Below are 19747 nucleotides of genomic sequence, written 5' to 3'. Positions count from 1 at the left end.
AGGTACGGTAGCCTCGAAGGCAAACGGGTGTTCGTGACGGGTGGCGGCAGCGGGATCGGTGAAGCGATCGTCGAGGCGCTGGTGGAGCAGGGTGCACTGGTCGGTTTTGTCGACATCATGCGCGACGCCAGCGAGGCGCTGGTTGCGCGCCTGGCGGCTGCCGGTCATAAGGCCCCGATGTACCGTTACTGCGACATCACCGATATCGCGAGCCTGCAGGCCGTGATGGCCGAGATGGCCGCCAAGCTGGGCGATTTCGACGTCGTCGTCAACAACGCCGCCAACGACCAGCGTCACCAGATCGGCGAAGTGTCGGTCGAATACTGGGACGAGCGCATCGCCATCAACCAGCGTCCGATGTTCTTCACCGTGCAGGCCGCGCTGGAGGGCATGAAGCGCCGCGGCGGCGGTTCCGTCATCAATTTCAGTTCGATGTCGTGGCACGCCAAGAACCCGAACTACCCGATCTATGCGACGACCAAGGCGTCCGTGATCGGCCTCACGCGCTGCCTGGCGCGTGACCTGGGCAAGTTCAACATCCGCGTCAACACGCTCACGCCGGGCTGGGTGATGACCCAGCGCCAGATCGACCTGTGGCTGGACGAGGCGGGCGAAGCGGAGATCGCGCGCTCGCAATGCCTGCCGGGCAAGCTGATGCCCGACGATATCGCCGCGATGGTCCTGTTCCTGTCGGCCGACGACAGCAAGATGTGCACGGGCCAGGAATTCATCGTCGACGCCGGATGGGTGTGACGGGGCGCATGCCGCGTCCCTGATGGCGCCGCCCTGGCGGCGCCATCGTCGTTTTTCCTATCCGCTTCGCCAAAGCGATCGACCACTGAAGCGCGTCGCGGCGTCGTCGCGCGTGCTGACCGAACAAACCACCCCATCGACAAAAACTAACGGAGACCACATGAAGGCATTCCAACCCAAAGTCCTCGCCCTCGGCCTTGCCGGCGCATTCTGCGCAAGCGCCGCGTTCGCCCAGGTGAACGTGACCGTCGACGCGTCCAGGCCGGGCGCGGTGATCGACAAGGACGTCTACGGCCAGTTCGCCGAACACCTCGGCAGCGGCATCTACGGCGGCCTCTGGGTCGGTCCGGATTCGAAGATCCCGAATACGCGCGGCTGGCGCAACGACGTCGTCGGCGCGCTGAAGGAGATGCACGTACCGCTGGTCCGCTGGCCGGGCGGCTGCTTCGCCGACGAATACCACTGGCGCGAAGGCATCGGCCCGCGCAACAAGCGTCCGGTGAAGGTCAACACGAACTGGGGCGGTGTGCCGGAAAACAATGCGGTCGGTACGCATGAATTCTTCGACCTCGTCGAGCTGCTGGGTGCCGACGCCTACGTCAACGGCAACCTCGGCACCGGCACGCCGCAGGAAGCGGCCGAGTGGATCGAGTACATGACGTCGGAAGGCAAGTCGACGCTGGCCGAACTGCGCGCGAAGAACGGCCACCCGGCGCCGTACAAGGTCGCGTATTTCGCGATCGGCAACGAGTCGTGGGGCTGCGGCGGCAATATGCGTCCGGAGTACTACGCCGACCTGTACCGCCAGTGGAATACGTTCCTGAAGGCGCCGCACAACCTGCGTCCGAAGATGATCGCCAGCGGCGGCACCGGCGACGACACCAGCTGGACCGAAGTGCTCTCGCGCGACCTGAAGGGCCGCACCGACGGCATCAGCTTCCACTTCTACACGCTGCCGACCGGGAACTGGGACAAGAAGGGCGCCGCCACCGGCTTCCCGGAATCGGAATGGTTCTCGACGATGTCCCAGACCCTGCGCATGGAAGACTTCGTCCGCAAGAACGTCGCGATCCTCGACAGGAACGACCCGGAGAAGAAGATCGGCTTCGACGTGGACGAGTGGGGCACCTGGTACGACGTCGAGAAGGGCACGAACCCGGGCTTCCTGTTCCAGCGTAACACCATCCGCGACGCCGTCGTGGCCGCCGTCAACTTCAACATCTTCCATGCCTACGCCGATCGCGTGCGCATGACGAACATCGCGCAGATGGTCAACGTGCTGCAGGCCATGATCATCACCGACAACGAGAAGATGCTGCTGACGCCGACGTACTACGCCTTCAAGATGTACGTGCCGTTCCAGGGCGCGACCTCGCTGCCGGTCACGCTGTCGAACAACACGACCTATGGCGAGAACGGCCACGGCGTGCCGGGCATCAGCGCCTCGGCCGCGAAGGGCAAGGATGGCAAGACCTATATCGCCCTGGTCAACACGAACCCGCGTGAAGCCACCGACGTCGTCGTCAACGTCGCCGGCCAGAACGTCGGCGCCGTGCGCGGCCAGCTGCTGACCGCGGATGCGATGGATGCCCACAACACCTTCGAACACAAGGACGCCGTCAAGCCGGTGCCGTTCAGCGCCAGCGCCAGCGGCGGCAAGCTGACGATCAAGGTGCCGGCCAAGGCCGTGATGGTCGTCGCCGTCGAAGGCTGACCCATGGCGCACGCATCGATACCGCGTGCGCTTGCCAATGCCGTCGCTGCCGCATGTGTCCTCGCCGGTTGCGGCGGGGGCGGTGGTGGCGATGGTGCCGCCACCACGATGCCCTCCACTGGGACAAGGATGGCTGGCCTACGGTCGATCCGAAAGGCCTCAACCGTTACGTGATCGACGAAATCGCGATGGACGAAATCAAATGAAACTGAACCGCATCGCCGCACTGTTATTCGCACTGGGGACGACGGCCGCCCACGCCGCCGACCTGTTCCCGTTGCAGGACGTGCGCCTGGGCGCCAGCCCCTTCCTCGACGCCCAGGCCACGGACCTGAACTACCTGATGGAGATGGAGCCGGACCGCCTGCTGGCGCCATTCCTGCGCGAGGCCGGGCTCGCGCCGAAGCAGCCCAGCTACGGCAACTGGGAATCGTCCGGCCTGGACGGCCACATGGGCGGGCACTACCTGTCGGCGCTGGCGTTGATGTATGCGTCGACCGGCGATGCGGAAGTCAGGAAACGCCTCGACTACTTCGTCGCGGAACTGAAGCGTGCGCAGACGGCGAACGGCGACGGCTATGTCGGCGGCGTCCCCGGCGGCCGCGCCGCCTGGCGCGACGTCGCCGCGGGCAACCTGCACGCCGACAACTTCTCCGTCAACGGCAAGTGGGTCCCGTGGTACAACCTGCACAAGATCTACGCCGGCCTGCGCGACGCGTACCGCTATGCCGGCAACGAGGATGCGAAGGCGATGCTGATCGCCATGTCCGACTGGGCGCTGCGCCTGACCAGCCACCTGACGGACGAGCAGATGCAGCAGATGCTGAAGGCCGAGCACGGCGGCATGAACGAGGTGCTGGCCGACGTCGCCCAGATGACCGGCGACCAGCGTTACATGGACCTGGCGCTGAAATTCTCGCACCAGGCCATCCTGCAGCCGCTGGAGAAACACGAGGACAAGCTCACGGGCCTGCACGCCAACACGCAGATCCCGAAGGTGATCGGCTTCAAGCGCATCGGCGAGCTCACGGGCCGCAAGGACATGGCGGATGCCGCCGCGTTCTTCTGGCAGACCGTCGTCGACCACCGCACGGTGGCCATCGGCGGCAACAGCGTCAGGGAGCACTTCCATGACGACAAGGACTTCAGCCCCATGATCAACGAGGTCGAGGGGCCGGAGACCTGCAACACGTACAACATGCTCAAGCTCACGGAGATGCTGTTCGAGACGTCGGACAAAGCCTCTTACGCGGACTACTACGAGCGCGCGCTGTACAACCACATCCTCGCCTCCGAGCGCCCGGGCACGGGCGGTTTCGTCTACTTCACGCCGATGCGCCCGAACCAGTACCGCGTGTATTCGCAGGTGGACAAGGCCATGTGGTGCTGCGTGGGCTCCGGCATCGAGAGCCATGCGAAGTACGGCGAATTCATTTACGCGCACGAGGGTGACGCGCTGTTCGTGAACCTGTTCATCCCGTCCACGCTGAACTGGCGCGAGAAGAACGTCAAGGTCACGCAGGCGAACAACTTCCCGGACCAGGCCAGCACCCGGATCACCGTGGACGGCGACAGCCGGTTCACGATGAAGATCCGCTATCCGGCCTGGGTCGCGCCGGGCAAGCTGGCGGTGAAGGTGAACGGCAAACCCGTGAAAGTGAACGCACAGCCGGGCAGCTATGTCAGCATCGATCGCGCGTGGAAGAAGGGCGACCGCGTCGACGTGAGCCTGCCGATGACGATGCGGCTGGAGCAGATGCCGGACAAGTCGAATTACTACGCCGTGCTGTACGGCCCCGTCGTGCTGGCCGCGAAGACGAATCCGTTCCCGACCGAGCACCTGAACTTCCTCGCGGACGACTCGCGCATGGGCCACAGCCCGTCCGGCCAGGTCTGCCCGCTGGAGGCGGCGCCGACGTTCGTCTCCTCTAGCCGCGATTTCACCCGCAAGTTCAAGCCCGTGAAAGGCAAGCCGCTGACGTTCACGGCGCCCGGTGTCGTGCAGGGCGGGGCGGGCGCGTCGACGGAGTTCATTCCGTTCTTCCGCCTGCACGATTCGCGCTACATGATCTACTGGCAGCAGAGCACCCCGGCCGAGTACGCGCGCCTGAAGCTGGAGAACGCGGCGCAGGAATCGGAACGCCTGGCGCTGGACGCGCAGACCATCGACCAGGTGACGCCGGGCGAGCAGCAGCCGGAGGTCGACCACGGCTTCAAGGGCGAGGGCGCGGACGCCGGCATCGCCAACGGCCGCCACTGGCGCCACGCGAGCAAGTGGTTCAGCTACCAGTTGAACGATCCGAAGAAGGAAGCGAAGGCGCTGCGCCTCACGTTCGCGCGCGGGGACGCGGGCAGGAAGTTCGACATCGTCGTCGACGGCCAGCGCATCGCCGAGGTCGAACTGCCGGCCGGCGCGGCGCAGGAGTTCTACACGCGCGACTACGCGCTGCCGCCCGCGCTCGTACAGGGCGCGAACGGCAGGCTGGAAGTGAAGTTCGTCGCGAAGGAAGGCTCGATGGCGGGCGGCCTGTACGGCCTGCGCCTGCTGCGCTGAACTGCACAAATCCTATCTCGGCGGGCACGAACGCAAACGCATGGTGGGCTCGGGGAGCCCACCCTACAGCTGCCCGGAACCTGTCTTGGTAGGGTGGGCACCCCGTGCCCACCAAACGTATGCGTCGCGGTAACGCATGGTGGGCACGTTCGTGTTTGAGGCCCCCGGCATCAAACACCCCACCCTACCGCTTGGCCCGCGCGCGCTCCTTCGCCATCCGGTTCAACACTTTCCACGTCGCGCGCTCGGCGCTGCGTTCGAGCGGCGTCTGCGCGGCGTGCCGCACTTCGCGCAACAGCTTGTGGTAGTTGCGCAGGCGGTCCGCGTCGACGACGCCGCGCACGGCGCATCCCGGTTCCGTCTCGTGGGCACAGTCGTGGAAGCGGCAGTTGGCCGCCAGCGCGTCGATATCCTCGAACGCCGCATTGACATCCTCTTCGTCGGCGTCAGGCTGCCAGCTGCGCAGCCCGGGCGTGTCGATCACGCAGGCGCCGTCCGCGCACAGGTGCAGGGAACGCGACGTCGTCGTGTGACGGCCGCAGTCGTCGCCCTTGCGCACGCCGCCGGTAGGCTGGTCCGCGCCGGTCAGCGTGTTGGTGAGCGTCGACTTGCCCACGCCCGATGAGCCGAGCAGCACCAGCGTCTGGCCGGCGCCGGTCCATGGCACCAGCACCCAGGCGGCGTGGCTTTCCTGCGGCTGGACGCGCACGACCGGCACCGACGCCGGCAGGCGCGCGCTGACCTGCGCCGCCTTGTCGTCGGCGTCGTCGACCAGGTCGCCCTTGGTCAGCACGACCACCGGGGCCACGTGGCAGGAACGGGCCACCATCAGGTAGCGCTCCAGCCGGCGCAAATTGAAATCGCCGTCCAGGCCCATCACGAGCAGCGCGGTGTCGACGTTGGCCGCCAGCCGCTGGCGCGCACCGTTGGCGTCGCGCCGCACCAGGGTATTCAGCGGTTCGGCGAGTGCGTGGACCCAGGCCCCGCCCTGGCCGTCAAGGTCGAACAGCACCCAGTCGCCGACGGTGGGCGAGGCCTCGAGGGTAGGGTGCAGCCGGGCAGGGAATTCGCGCGCACCGTCGTGCAGGACGAGCGTGGCGCGGTGCACGCCCGTCACGCGGGCCGGGATGCCGCGGTCATGTGCGGCCAGGCGCGCGGCGATGAGGTGGGAGAGGCCGATACGGCGCAGTGCCGTGAAATCGAAGGCTATCATGATGTCGTGTTCCTGTCGTGTTCCGATGATGAAGCGCGCGAACGCGCAAGCACGCAGCCGCAAGACTGCGGCAGCGATGGATTCGGTCAGGTAAGTCGGCGCGCCTGGCGCGCCCGTTCACGACGTCGTGTTCGACGGGAAAGGAGGTCAGGCGCCCGACGGGGTGGCAATATCCAGCTGTTGCATTGGGCGCTCCTCGGCAGGTGAAAGGTGAGCCCAGTATAGCGCGGACCGCCTGCCCATGGGGCACTCGTCTGTATTGATGCCGAAACGGGTATTGATTCCGTCAAAAAAATGATTGGATAGATATCCCAGTTCTGTCATAGTATCCGTGCACAACAATTCCGGAGACTAAGTGATGATCTTCACCCGCAGAACCCTCCTGGGCGCAGCCGCCGCCGTCGCGTGCGCCGCCGCCATCCCGGCCTTTGCCGCCAAACCCCTCACGATCGGCTTTTCGCAGGTCGGCGCCGAAAGCGAATGGCGCACCGCGAACACCGCGTCGATCAAGGATGCCGCCAAGAAGGCCGGCGTCAACCTGAAGTTCGCCGACGCCCAGCAGCAACAGCAGAACCAGGTCAAGGCCATCCGTTCCTTCATCGCCCAGCACGTCGACGTGATCGCGTTTTCCCCGGTCGTCGAGACCGGCTGGGAGACCGTGCTGCGCGAAGCGAAGAACGCCAGGATCCCCGTGATCCTGACCGACCGCGCCGTCAAGGTCAGCGATCCGTCGCTGTACGTCAGCTTCATCGGTTCCGACTTCGTGGAAGAGGGCCGCCGCGCCGGACGCTGGCTGCTCGACTACGACAAGAAGAACGGCGGCAAGCCGCTGAACATCGTCGAGCTGCAGGGCACGACGGGCGCCGCGCCGGCGCTCGACCGCAAGGCCGGCTTCGCCGAAGTCATCGCCGCGAATCCGAAGCTGAAGATCATCCGCTCGCAGACGGGCGACTTCACCCGCGCCAAGGGCAAGGAAGTCATGGAAGCCTTCCTGAAGTCCGAAGGCAAGAACATCAACGTCCTGTACGCGCATAACGACGACATGGCCATCGGCGCCATCCAGGCCATCGAGGAAGCCGGCCTGAAACCGGGCAAGGACATCATCATCATCTCGATCGACGGCGTGAAAGGCGCGTTCGAAGCCATGAAGGCCGGCAAGCTGAACGTGACGGTCGAGTGCAATCCGCTGCTCGGCCCCACCCTGATCCAGACGGCGCAGGACGTCGTGGCCGGCAAGCCGGTGCCGAAGCGCATCGTCGTGACCGAAGGCGTGTTCCCGGCTGAGGTGGCGGCGAAGGAACTCCCGAACCGCAAATATTGATCGGTTTAAGCATGATCGATTCGAAGCAGCCGGTACTGGAAGTCACCGGCATCCATAAAGCCTTCCCGGGTGTGAAGGCGCTGTCCGATGCCGGATTGCGCCTGTTCCCCGGCGAAGTCCACACGCTGATGGGCCAGAACGGCGCCGGCAAGTCCACGCTGATCAAGGTCCTCACCGGCGTGTACCAGCCGGACGCCGGCAGCATCGTGCTGGAAGGCCGCGCCATCCACCCGCGTTCCACGCAGGATGCGCAGAACCTCGGCATCAGCACCGTCTACCAGGAAGTCAATCTGTGCCCGAACCTGTCGGTCGCGGAAAACATCTTCATCGGCCGCTATCCACGCCGCTTCGGCATGGTCGACTGGCGGTCGATGCGCACGCAAGCCACGGCGCTGCTGGAGCGCCTGCAGATCCACGTCGACGTCAGCAAGCCGCTGGCCGATTATCCGCTGGCGATCCAGCAGATGGTCGCCATCGCGCGTGCGCTGAACACGGAATCGCGCGTGCTGATCCTCGACGAGCCCACGTCCAGCCTGGACGAGGCGGAAGTGCAGATGCTGTTCTCGGTGCTGCGCCGCCTGCGCGAAGAGGGCATGGCGATCCTGTTCGTCACGCACTTCCTCGACCAGACCTACGCGATCTCGGACCGCATCACGGTCATGCGCAACGGCGAGCGCGAAGGCGAATACGCCTGTGCCGACCTGTCGCGCCTCGCGCTGGTCAACAAGATGATCGGCGCGCCGGCCGATGCGGAACACGCGTCGGAGACCGCGGAGCAGGGCGCAGCGCAGGAGCAAGGCGAAGTCTTCCTGCGCGCCCGCGGCATCGCGCGCAAGGGCGTGCTGGCGCCGGTCGACCTGGAAATCCGCCGCGGCGAGCTGCTGGGTCTTGCGGGCCTGCTCGGCTCGGGCCGCACGGAAACGGCGCGCCTGCTGTTCGGCGCCGACAAGGCGGATGCCGGCAGTTTCGACATCGACGGCAGGCAGGTGAGCTTCTCGAACCCGCGCGACGCCATCGCACAAGGCATCGGCTTCTGCTCGGAAGACCGCAAGCACGAAGGCGCGATCCTCGCGCTGTCCGTGCGCGAAAACCTGATCCTCGCGCTGCAGGCGCGGCAGGGTATCTTCCGCGCGATCCCCTTCAAGCGCCAGCAGCAGCTGGCGACCGACTACGTCAAATGGCTGGGCATCAAGACGGCCAGCATCGAGACGCCGATCGGCACCCTGTCCGGCGGCAACCAGCAGAAGGTCTTGCTGGCGCGCTGGCTCGCGACCGATCCGCGCCTGATGATCCTCGACGAACCGACGCGCGGCATCGACGTGCGCGCCAAGCAGGAAATCATGGATTACGTCAGTAACCTGTGCCGCAAGGGCATGTCCATTCTCTTCATCTCGTCCGAACTGCCGGAAGTGGTGCGCCTGTCCGACCGCATGGTCGTCATGCGCGACCGCAAGGCCTGCGGCGAATACCAGCGCGGCCAACTGGACGAGACGTCCGTGCTGCACGTGATCGCAGGGGAATCCGCATGAACGCGCACGTGACCACCAACGCACCGAAAGGCGCGCCGGGCGCGCCGAGCCAGTCCAAGGCCGCGGTGTCCCGCACCGCCTGGCTGCAGCACCCGCTCGTGCGTCCACTCGGCGCGCTCGTCGCGCTGCTGCTCGTCGACGCGTTCCTCGTGCCCGGCTTCTTCCACCTGGAAGTCAAGGAAGGCCATTTGTACGGCGCGATCATCGACATCCTCAACCGCGCCGCCCCGCTGATGCTGGCGGCACTGGGCATGACTCTTGTCATTGCCACACGTGGTATCGATATCTCCGTGGGCGCCGTCGTCGCGCTGTCCGGTACCGTGTCCGCGATGCTGATCGGCGGCAGCACCCCGAATACGCCGATGGCGCTCGCGCTGGCGGCCTCGCTGGGCGTCGCGCTGCTGTGCGGCCTGTGGAACGGCGTGCTCGTCGCCGGCATCAAGCTGCAGCCGATCGTCGCCACGCTGATCCTGATGGTGGCGGGGCGCGGCCTGGCGCAGTTGCTGACGGACGGCCAGATCGTCACCGTGTATTACGAACCGTTCTTCTTCCTCGGCAGCGGTTATCTCGCCGGCCTGCCGTTCTCGCTGTTCGTCGTCGCGGCCGTGTTCCTGGTCACGATGCTGCTCGTGAAGAAGACGGCGCTGGGCCTGTTCATCCAGGCGGTCGGCATCAACCCGGTGGCGGCCCGCCTGGCCGGCCTGCGCACCGCCACGCTGATCACCTTCGTGTACGTGTTCTGCAGCGCCTGCGCGGGCCTGGCCGGCATGCTGATCACGTCGAACATCAAGAGCGCGGACGCCAACAACGCGGGCCTGCTGCTGGAACTGGACGCGATCCTCGCCGTCACCCTGGGCGGCACGTCGCTGGCCGGCGGCAAGTTCAGCCTGGTGGGCAGCGTGATCGGTGCGCTGATCATCCAGACCCTGACCTATACGATCTACTCGCTGGGCGTCCCGCCCGAAGTGAACATGGTCGTCAAATCCATCGTCGTCTTCGTCGTCTGCATTTCGCAGTCGAGCGAATTCAAGAACATCCTGCGGAGGTCCGCATGAGCGCGGTCGCAACCGGTACCCGCGGCGTCACGAGCGCGCCGTGGTTCACGTCCCTCGTTACCGTGGTCCTGCTGGTGGCGATGCTGGGCATCGGCGGGTCGGTGTACCCGGGTTTCCTGTCGCTGCAGGTGATCTTCAACCTGCTGATCGATAACGCGTTCCTGCTCGTGATCGCGGTCGGCATGGGCTTCGTGATCCTGTCGGGCGGCATCGACCTGTCGGTCGGTTCCGTGCTGGCGCTGTCGACGATGATCTCCGCCTGGCTGCTGCAGCATGCCCACTGGCCGCCGGTCGCCGTCGTCGCGCTCGTGCTGCTGCTGGGCGCGTGCTTCGGCGGCGCGATGGGCGCGATCATCCACCTGTTCAAGCTGCAGCCGTTCATCGTCACGCTGGCCGGCATGTTCCTGGCCCGCGGCCTGTGCTACCTGATCAGCGTGGAATCGATCACGATCGACGATCCGGTGTTCACGGCGATGTCGCAGACGCAGGTGCCGATCCTCGGCGGCTTCCTGTCGCCGGGCGCCATCATCGCCCTCGTCGTGCTGCTGGTCGCCATCTGGCTCGCGCACTTCACCGCGTTCGGCCGCGCCGTGTACGCCGTCGGCGGCAACGAACAGTCGGCCGCGATGATGGGCCTGAACGTGGGCCGTACGAAGGTAGCGGTGTATGCGCTGTCGGGCTTCTGCGCGGCGCTGGGCGGCGTGCTGTTCGCCTTCTATATGCTGTCCGGCTATGGCCTGCACGGCCAGGGCACGGAACTGGACGCCATCGCGGCCGTCGTCATCGGCGGGACGCTCCTCACCGGCGGCTACGGCTATATCGCCGGCGCGCTGTCGGGCGTGCTCGTGCTGGGCGCCATCCAGACGCTGATCGCCTTCGACGGCACGCTCAGTTCGTGGTGGACCAAGATCGTCATCGGGGCGCTGCTGTTCGTCTTCTGCGTCGTGCAGCGGGTGATGGGCGGACGTTCCAGGCAATAAGCTTCACGCGGTGCGCGCCCGACCCCCGGCCACACGGGGGCGGGCGTCTCGATACCGCAGCAGTACCCGGCGCTGCCAACGCCGGTGATACCAAAAACAACGGAGACTACATGCTCAAGCACTTCGCCGGCGCGGCCCTGGTCGCGACGACGGCACTCGCCAGTGCCGCCAATCCCCTCACCAGCCGCATCTTCACGGCCGACCCCGCGGCCCTCGTCGACGACGGCCGCGTCTACCTGTACGTGGGCCACGACGAAGCACCCGTCGGCGGCAAGGACTACCTGATGAACGAGTGGCGGGTGTTCTCCAGCTGTGACATGCAGCACTGGACCGAGCACCCGGCCGGCGTGCCGTTCTCCATCTTCAAGTGGGCCGCTCGCGACGCCTGGGCCAGCGACATCACGAAGCGCAACGGCAAGTACTACCTGTATGTGACGGTCGAGCACAAGACGATTCCGGGCAAGGCGATCGGCGTCGCGGTGTCGGACAGCCCGACAGGCCCGTTCGTCGACGCGCGCGGTTCGGCGCTGGTCACCAACGACATGACGCGCGAGACCCCGATCAGCTGGGACGATATCGACCCCGCCATCTTCGTCGACGACGACGGCCAGGCCTATCTGTACTGGGGCAATACCGTCATGAAGTACGCGAAGCTGAAAGCCAACATGACCGAACTCGACGGCCCGATCCACACGGTGGGCCTGGAAGCGTTCACGGAAGCTTCGTACCTGCACAAGCACGCCGGCAAATACTACCTGTCGTACTCGCGCAAGTTCCCGGAAGAGACCGTGTACATGACGGGACCGACGGCCACGGGCCCGTGGTCCTGGGGCGGCGTGATCATGGAAAAGAACACGAACGTCGGCACGATCCACCACGCGATCATCGACTTCAACGGCAAGTCCTACATCATCTATCACAACGGCAAACTGCCGACGGGGGGAGAGTATCGCCGCTCCGTCGCGATCGAAGAGCTGCACTACGGCCCGGACGGCAAGATCCTGCCGGTGCCGCAGACGGCGCAGGGACCTGAAGCGAACCCGTCCGCCGCCTGCAAGCGATAACGGTTCGGTGCGTTTTTCCGTGAATGCAATATCGATAGTGATATGATCGCTCGATGGACACGACTAATCCGAACTGGTTTCTCAAGGCGCGCCTGAAGACGCGGCAACTGCTGCTGCTGATCGCGCTCGACGACTACCGCAACATCCACCGCGCGGCCGACGAGCTGCACATGACGCAACCGGCTGCCTCCAAGCAGATCAAGGATCTCGAGGAGATGCTGGACGTCAAGCTGTTCGAGCGCCTGCCGCGCGGGATGGAACCGACGATCTACGGCGAGACGATGATCCGCCACGCGCGCATGGCTCTCACGAGCCTCGCGCTGGCGCACGACGACATCGTCACCCTGAAGGCGGGCCTGACCGGTCAGGTCGAGGTCGGCGTGATCATGACGCCCGCGATGGCCCTGCTGCCGCGCGCCATCGCCCGCGTGAAGGAAGAGGCGCCGCTGCTGCGCATCGGCGTGCAGCTGGACACCAGCAACCTGCTGCTGGACAAGCTGCAGCACGGCACCCTGGACTTCATGATCGGCCGCATCTTCGACACGGGCGACACGTCGGGCCTGATCTACGAAGAGCTGACGGAAGAGCCGGCATGCGCCGTGGTCCGTCCCGGCCATCCGCTGCTGGAGCGCAAGAGCCTCACGTTGCAGGACATCGCGCCGCTACCCTGGATCGTGCCGCCGCACGGCAGTATCCTGCGCTACCGCTTCGACATGATGTTCCGCCGCGCCGGCCTGGAGCCGCCGGCGAACGTCGTCGACACGACAGCGATGCTGGTGATCACGGCACTGCTGCAGCAGACCGATTCGCTGCACGTGATGCCAGGCGAGGTGGCGCAGTACTACGCGTCGCTGAACGTGATGCGCATCCTGCCGATCGAGCTGCCATGCAAGATGGATGCGTTCGGCATCATCCGCCACCAGGACCATTTGCTGTCGCCGGGCGCCGACCTGCTGCTGCGCGCCGTCCGGGCGGCGGCCAGGGAGATGTATTGAACGCCACAGTGTTGTGTGTAACAGTCATCATGTAAAAAAAACCTGGAATTAACCTCTCCGCATCGACATACACCTTTCCGATCCGTAATCTTTTATGAGACGGACAACCGGCGTCCCGGCCCCCGGGACAAAAAGGGAGCGAACGATGCATATTGCAAATCTGCGAATTGGTATACGCCTGGCGCTGGGTTTCGGCTTCCTGTGCCTGGCGTTCGTTTTCATGGTCGGGCAGGGAGTGACCATGCTGGGCCGTGTCAACGACGGCACGGATACGATCGTCAACATGCGCATGCCCCGCGTGGAGATGACCACGCACATGCTGGGCGAGGTGAACGACATCGCGACCGCCCTGCGCGACATGCTGCTGAGCGACGGCGCCGACGACCGCGCGCGGCAGGTCGAGGAAGTCGTCTCGTCACGCAAGGAACTCGATGCCATCCTCGCGAAACTGGACGGCATCCTGGTCTACCCGCAGGCGCGTGCCGTGCTGGCGCAGGAAATGCAGCTCAATGCGCGGTACACCCAGGGCCAGCAGGAATTGATGCGCCTGATCGCGAGTGGTGACACCGCCGGCGCGCGCGTGTACCTGAAGTCCGCGCTGCGTCCCCTGCTCGCGGAGTACAAGGCAACGATCGGCCAGCAGATCAAGATCCAGACCGACTTGGCCATCGAAACGGCGCAGGCCGCGCAGTCGATGTACGCCCGGACGCGTGTCCTGATGATCGTGCTTGGCGCCGTCATCCTGGCCGTGGCCTGCGCGCTGGCCTGGCGGATCACCGCATCGATCACCCGTCCGCTGCGCCGCGCGGTGGACGTGGCGACCGCGGTCGCCGCCGGCGACCTGACGACGCGCGTGGACGTGGACAGCAAAGACGAGGTGGGCCAGCTGCTGGGCGCCCTGAAGCGCATGAACGACAACCTGGTGGCGACCGTCGGCACCGTGCGCGACGGCACCGAAGCCATGTCGCATGCCTCGGACGAAGTCGCGGCCGGCAACCGCGACCTGTCCGCACGTACCGAGGAACAGGCCAGCGCGCTGGAAGAGACGGCGTCGTCGATGGAAGAACTGACGTCCACCGTGAGGCAGAACGCCGACAACGCGCGCCAGGCCAACACGCTGGCCGCGACGGCGTCGAACGTCGCCACCCGGGGCGGCGAGGTAATCGGGCAGGTGGTGCACACGATGGCGCAGATCCATGCGGCGTCCGGCCAGATCGCCGACATCATCGGCGTCATCGACGGCATCGCGTTCCAGACGAACATCCTCGCCTTGAATGCGGCCGTGGAAGCGGCGCGCGCCGGTGAGCAGGGCCGCGGCTTCGCGGTCGTCGCGGGCGAAGTGCGCAACCTCGCCCACCGCAGCGCCAATGCCGCCAGGGAAATCAAGGCGCTGATCATCGACTCCAGCGACAAGGTCGAAGCGGGCAGCCACCTCGTACGCGAGGCGGGCAGCACGATGGAGCAGATCGTCGACAGCGTGCGTCGCGTCGCCGACATCCTCGGCGAGATCTCGGCGGCCAGCCAGGAGCAGAGCGCCGGCATCGAGCAGATCAACGCGGCCGTCACGCAGATGGACGACATGACCCAGCAGAACGCCGCCCTCGTCGAGGAAGCGGCGGCCGCCTCGCAGGCGATGCGCGACCAGGCCGCGCGCCTGCTCGACGCCGTGGCCGTGTTCCGGATCGAGGGCGGCGGCTCCACGGCCGTCCGGTCGCCGACGCCCGCACCCGTGTCCGCGCCCACCCCGGTGCGGGCGGCCGTGCCTGCGGTGCCGGCCAGGCCGGCCCGGCCAGCCGTGAAGTCCACGCCGCGAGCGGCGGCGGTACAGAGCGACTGGGAAGAGTTCTGAGCGCACCAGCACGGCGCGCCATGGGCTGTTGCGGTGCAGCATCGCCATATTCCGATGAAATGTGAGGGAAACAATGGTTTCTTGATGGGCATCCTTCTTGCATATGCATAATCCGCTGGTAAGCCCCGGAGAATGCAGATGAATCCCCCACATGGTCCCGACCGGACCGAATTATCGGTCGATACGTTTCTCCCTTATATGCACGACGTGACCCGCTGCGAGCAATCGCTGCGCGAACTCGATCTCACATGGCGCATGATCGAGTGGTCGGCCAGGCAGCATTGTCCGGTCGAGGCGCGGATACTGCAGCCGGCGCTGACGGCGACGCGTTCCGGGTTCCAGCGCCTCGAGCAGGAACTGGTCGGCAGCCTGGTGCGGGAAAAGGTCGACAACGTGCTGGCCGGGATCGGCACGCGGGCGCAGTACGCGATCGACCTTGTGGTGCGCAACCTGTACGAGCGCACGGCCGACATCGGCTTCCTTGCCACCGACAACGAATTGTGCGCCTTTGCCGCCGGGCTGAAGGACGATGTCCACGCCATCCGCCGGCGCCTGCGCGCCTACCGCAGCAAGTACACGGTGTACGACGACATCCTGATCCTCGACCCGCAGGGCCGGGTGCTGGCCCGGATCGACGAATCCACGTCCCTGGCGGTGAGCGCCGATCCGCTGGTCGCGGAGACGCTGGCGACGATGCACTACGTCGAAACGTTCCGGGCCAGCGACCTGCGGCCGGGGAAGCGCCAGGCCCTGATCTATTCGCGCCGCATGCTGCACCCGGACAGCGGCGTGCCCGTGGGCGTGCTGTGCCTGTGCTTCAACTTCGAGGAAGAGATGGAAGGCATCTTCCGGTCGCTCGCCGACGAGGATGGGCGTACGCTCCCGCTGCTGCTCGATGGCGACGGGCGCGTGATCGCGAGCGCCGATCCGGCCTGGATGCCACCGGGCGCACGCGTGCCGGTCAACCCGGACGGCGACGCGCGCCTGCTGCTGTTCGGCGGCCGCGAATACCTGGTGCGCACGTTGCCGGCCGCCGGCTACCAGGGCTACATGGGGCCGCCGGGCTGGCAGGGACAGGTGATGGTGCCGGTCGACGTGGCGTTCCGCCGCCGGCCGCGGCCGGTCCGCGCCCACATCCCGGCACACGTCGCGGACGGCCTGCTGACGCATGCGCGATCGTTCTGCCCACCGTTGTTCGAGATCATCACGGCGGCGGACACGGTCCGGCGCGTCGTCTGGAACGGCCAGGTGGCGACGAGCGCCTGCGCGGGCGACGTGCACAAGCTGGCGATCGTGCTCGACCAGGTGAACGAGACGGCCAACCGCAGCAACGAATTGTTCAGCCAGTCGATCGGCGACCTGTACGAAACCGTGCTGGACTCGCATATGCGCGCGACGGGATCGGTGGCGCGGCTGCTGGTCGACCTGCTCGACCGCAACCTGTACGAGCGCGCCGACGATTGCCGCTGGTGGGCGTTGACGCCCGAGCTGCGCCAGGCGCTGGACCAGGCGGAGCAGGATTTCGAGACGCGCGAAGGCCTCGCCGCCGTCCTCGACTACATCAACGGCCTGTACACGGTCTATACGCGCATCGTCGTGTACGACCGCGACGGCCGCATTCTCGTCTCGAGCAGCCGCGACGGGGCACCGGGCGTGGCCGGACACCAGATCGACCCCGGCACGCTGGCAGCGGTGCTGGCCCTGCGCAGCGAGCAGCAATACCACGTCACGCCGTTCCGTCCCGACCCACTCTACGAAAACCGCCCGACCTATGTGTATCACGCGGCCATTCGCGATCCGGGGGACGACGCGGAGGTCGTCGGCGGCATCGGCATCGTGTTCGACGCGCAGGCCGAGTTGCTGGCGATGCTGCAGGGCGCGCTGGGCGGCATGCCGGGCGCGAGCGCGCTGTTCGTCGACCGGCAGGGCACCGTCGTCGCCAGTACCGATCCGGCCCGCCCCATCGGCGCCCGTCTCGAACTCGATGCCGAACTGCTGGCCCTGCCCAACGGCGGGCAGGCAGCGCGCGTAGTCGTGCACGACGGGCAGTATGCCGTGATGGCATCCAGCGTCTCGTGCGGCTACCGCGAATTCAAGGTCAGCGACGGCTACCGCGAGGACGTGCTGGCCGTCGTGTTCCGCACGTTCGGCGCCGTGAATCCGCGCCCGCGCCGGGTCGGGCAGCCGCCGCTGCGCATCCGCGCCGAGGTGCCGGACGAATCGTCCACCGAAGCGCAGGACGAATACGCCACCTTCGTCGTCGACGGCCTGCTGTTCGCGGTGCCCGCCGGCGCCGTGCTGGAAGCGCGCGACGCCGCGGGAATCGCGCCGGTGTCGATGGGCGGGCGGCGCGAACGCATCGGGCTGATCGCGACCAGGGAGGAGGAGGGCGAAGAGCGCTACGCCTGGGTGTTCGACCTGGGCTGCCTGGTGCGCGGCACGGCGTCCACGATCATGCCGGACAGCCAGGCGATCGTGCTGAAGCATGGCCGCGACATGATCGCGATCCTGGCGGACGACCTGCACGGCGTACCGAAGTTCCAGCGCTCGCAGTTGACGCCGACGCCGATCGCGCCGGGCGCGGACGGCCTCCTGGTGAAGCAGGTGATCCGCGCCAACGGCGGCAGCCTGCTGGTGCAGGTGCTCGACGTGGCCCGGTTGTTCGCCTGCATCGAGGATCCGGGCCTGCCGACGATGCTGCCGGAAGAGTTCCTGCGCGAGGAGGGGTTGCTGGTGGATGCGCTGGTGCAGTGACGGCGATGGCCAGTGCATTGTGTTAGGCTGTACTGCGCATCCGGCCCGGCCGGATGCCATGGTATGGACTCTACAAGGATACGCATGACTGGCTTCGTCATTACGCCTCCCGCCGTTCCGGCCCTCGCCGTGGCCGGCCTTGAACAACGCTTCCCGCTGCGCCGCGTGTTCTGCGTCGGCCGCAACTACGCCGCCCATGCGCGCGAGATGGGTGCCGATCCGAACCGCGAACCGCCGTTCTTCTTCACCAAGCCGGCGGATGCCGTCGTGCCGGCCAGCGGCACCCTGCCGTACCCGTCGTCCACGCGCGAGCTGCACCACGAGGTGGAGCTGGTCGTGGCATTGAAAGGCGGCGGCACGGACATCGCGCCGGAACAGGCCATGGACCTCGTGTGGGGCTATGGCGTCGGCCTGGACCTGACGCGCCGCGACCTGCAGGCCGTGGCCAAGAAGGATGGCCGGCCGTGGGACATGGCCAAGGGCTTCGACGCTTCCGCGCCGTGCAGCCCGCTCGTGCCTGCCGAACGGTCGGGGCATCCGCAAGAGGCGCGCATCTGGCTGGAAGTGAACGGCCAGCTGAAGCAGGAAGGCAACCTGAACGAGATGATCTGGCCGGTGCCGGACGTGATCGCGGCCCTGTCGCGTCTCGTCGCGCTCGCGCCGGGCGACCTGATCTTCACGGGCACGCCGGCCGGCGTCGCTGCGCTGAATCCGGGCGACCGCGTGCGCGGCGGCGTCGACGGTGTCACCACGTTCGAGCTGACGATCGGCACCGGCGCATGAAGGGCGTGCTGCAGATCGGGGACTTTCCGCCCGAGGTGCAGGCGCAGCTCGACGCGGCGTTCCGCTGCGTGAGCGTCGACGACCTCGAACGCGACCCCGGGCTCGCGGACGGCATCCACGCCATCGTCACGCGCAGCAACCTGGCCGTGCCGGAAGACGTCGTCGAACGCCTGCCCGCCCTCGGGATCATCGCCACCTGCGGCGTCGGCTACGACCTGATCCCGCGCGCGCTGGCCGCGCGCCGCGGCATCGTCGTCGCCAACACGCCGGACGTGCTGAACGCCGCCGTGGCCGAGCTGTGCATCGGCTCCCTGCTGGCGCTGCTGCGCCGCCTGCCGCAGGCCGACCGCTACGTGCGCGCCGGCGCGTGGAAGTCCGCCAACTTCCCGCTGGCGACGAGCCTCGCGGGCAAGCACGTCGGCGTCGTCGGCATGGGGCGCATCGGCAAGGAGATCGCGCGCCGGCTGGAGACGTTCGGCGTGGCGCTCGCCTACCACGGCCGCACCGACCAGAAGCTCGCCTGGCGCTACGAGGCCGACCTGGCCACGCTCGCGCGCGATTCCGACATCCTCATCGTCGTGGCACCCGGCGGGGCCGGGACGAAGCACCTCGTCGACGCGCGCGTGCTGGAGGCGCTGGGGCCGGGCGGCTACCTCGTGAACGTGGCACGCGGCACGCTCGTCGACGAGCGGGCGCTGCTGGCGGCGCTGGAGAGCAACGCCATCGCCGGCGCGGCGCTGGACGTGTTCGACAACGAGCCGGACATCGATCCGCGCTTCTTCGCGCTCGATAACGTGATGCTGACGCCGCACCTGGGCAGCGCCACGCACGAGACGCGGGCGGCGATGGCGCAGCTCATGCTGGACAATGTGCGCAGTTATTTCCGCAGCGGACGGGCCCTCACCCCAGTCGAACCAGATTGACGCGCATGACCGTAGGGTGTGTTAGGGCAAAGTTGTAATGTCCGCTTCTAGCAAAGTAGAAATGTCCGCTTTTGCTAGATAGCTCATGCTGTCGATTCTGAATGGTTTGGAGTCGAGTGTGGGCAAAGTCGGGAGCATTACGATGGAGGAGTTGGAGCGCGCCGAAATCATCGCCGCCAGTGTCAGGGGCGAGATCACGGCGGTCATTGCGGCACAGCGCCTGGGGCTGACGACACGTCAGGCACGCCGTCTGCAAAAGC

At 66.7% G+C, this 19747-nt stretch carries 14 protein-coding genes; 13 read left to right on the top strand and 1 reads right to left on the bottom strand.

All coding sequences use genetic code 11. The features are described 5' to 3' along the window. From AC1DYX_RS13790 to AC1DYX_RS13780, 3 genes are all read left to right on the top strand, one after another. A partial coding sequence (locus tag AC1DYX_RS13790; RefSeq protein WP_477259629.1) for an SDR family NAD(P)-dependent oxidoreductase occupies nt 1–753 on the top strand: 753 nt, incomplete at its 5' end. Between the two features lie 160 nt (nt 754–913). Further along, on the top strand, nt 914–2467 hold the full coding sequence (locus AC1DYX_RS13785; protein ID WP_477259627.1) for an alpha-N-arabinofuranosidase: 1554 nt from the start codon (nt 914–916) through the stop codon (nt 2465–2467). A 202-nt stretch (nt 2468–2669) separates the two neighbouring features. Beyond that, nucleotides 2670–5021, top strand: coding sequence for a beta-L-arabinofuranosidase domain-containing protein (locus tag AC1DYX_RS13780; protein WP_477259625.1), 2352 nt, complete (start codon nt 2670–2672; stop codon nt 5019–5021). Between the two features lie 184 nt (nt 5022–5205). Here AC1DYX_RS13780 and rsgA read toward each other — a convergent pair whose 3' ends face one another. Beyond that, on the bottom strand, nt 5206–6234 hold the full coding sequence (gene rsgA, locus AC1DYX_RS13775) for a ribosome small subunit-dependent GTPase A (RefSeq protein WP_477259623.1): 1029 nt from the start codon (nt 6232–6234) through the stop codon (nt 5206–5208). A 358-nt stretch (nt 6235–6592) separates the two neighbouring features. On the opposite strand from rsgA, the gene AC1DYX_RS13770 reads away from it, so the two are divergent. The 10 genes from AC1DYX_RS13770 to AC1DYX_RS13725 all read left to right on the top strand — a co-directional run bounded on the left by AC1DYX_RS13770 (nt 6593) and on the right by AC1DYX_RS13725 (nt 19487). Continuing rightward, nucleotides 6593–7555 (top strand): ABC transporter substrate-binding protein, encoded by a 963-nt coding sequence (locus tag AC1DYX_RS13770; RefSeq protein WP_477259631.1) that lies wholly within the window; start codon nt 6593–6595, stop codon nt 7553–7555. 11 nt (nt 7556–7566) lie between these two features. Next, nucleotides 7567–9084 carry a sugar ABC transporter ATP-binding protein gene (locus AC1DYX_RS13765; RefSeq protein ID WP_477259621.1) on the top strand — a complete coding sequence of 506 codons (1518 nt, stop codon included), beginning with the start codon at nt 7567–7569 and terminating at the stop codon, nt 9082–9084. Then, nucleotides 9081–10139 (top strand): ABC transporter permease, encoded by a 1059-nt coding sequence (locus AC1DYX_RS13760; RefSeq protein WP_477259619.1) that lies wholly within the window; start codon nt 9081–9083, stop codon nt 10137–10139. The genes AC1DYX_RS13765 and AC1DYX_RS13760 overlap by 4 nt, the downstream gene beginning before the upstream one ends. Further along, on the top strand, nt 10136–11119 hold the full coding sequence (yjfF, locus tag AC1DYX_RS13755; protein WP_477259617.1) for a galactofuranose ABC transporter, permease protein YjfF: 984 nt from the start codon (nt 10136–10138) through the stop codon (nt 11117–11119). Before AC1DYX_RS13760 ends, yjfF begins: the two co-directional genes overlap by 4 nt. A 110-nt stretch (nt 11120–11229) precedes the next feature. Beyond that, on the top strand, nt 11230–12183 hold the full coding sequence (locus AC1DYX_RS13750) for a glycoside hydrolase family 43 protein (protein ID WP_477259615.1): 954 nt from the start codon (nt 11230–11232) through the stop codon (nt 12181–12183). Nucleotides 12184–12236: 53 nt separating this feature from the next. Continuing rightward, nucleotides 12237–13178, top strand: a complete 942-nt coding sequence (locus AC1DYX_RS13745) for a LysR family transcriptional regulator (protein ID WP_477259613.1) — start codon at nt 12237–12239, stop codon at nt 13176–13178. Between the two features lie 145 nt (nt 13179–13323). Further along, nucleotides 13324–15027 carry a methyl-accepting chemotaxis protein gene (locus tag AC1DYX_RS13740; protein WP_477259611.1) on the top strand — a complete coding sequence of 568 codons (1704 nt, stop codon included), beginning with the start codon at nt 13324–13326 and terminating at the stop codon, nt 15025–15027. Between the two features lie 138 nt (nt 15028–15165). Then, on the top strand, nt 15166–17781 hold the full coding sequence (locus tag AC1DYX_RS13735) for a chemotaxis protein CheW (RefSeq protein WP_477259609.1): 2616 nt from the start codon (nt 15166–15168) through the stop codon (nt 17779–17781). An 84-nt stretch (nt 17782–17865) separates the two neighbouring features. Beyond that, a complete protein-coding gene (locus AC1DYX_RS13730) occupies nt 17866–18564 on the top strand; it encodes a fumarylacetoacetate hydrolase family protein (RefSeq protein WP_477259607.1) in 699 nt (232 codons plus the stop codon). Further along, a complete protein-coding gene (locus AC1DYX_RS13725) occupies nt 18561–19487 on the top strand; it encodes a 2-hydroxyacid dehydrogenase (protein WP_477259604.1) in 927 nt (308 codons plus the stop codon). The genes AC1DYX_RS13730 and AC1DYX_RS13725 overlap by 4 nt, the downstream gene beginning before the upstream one ends. Nucleotides 19488–19747: the final 260 nt, after the last annotated feature.

The organism is Massilia sp. P2_C2 (assembly GCF_056404615.1).
Note: the sequence above shows the minus strand (reverse complement) of the source record. Positions and strands in the feature narration are given on the sequence as shown.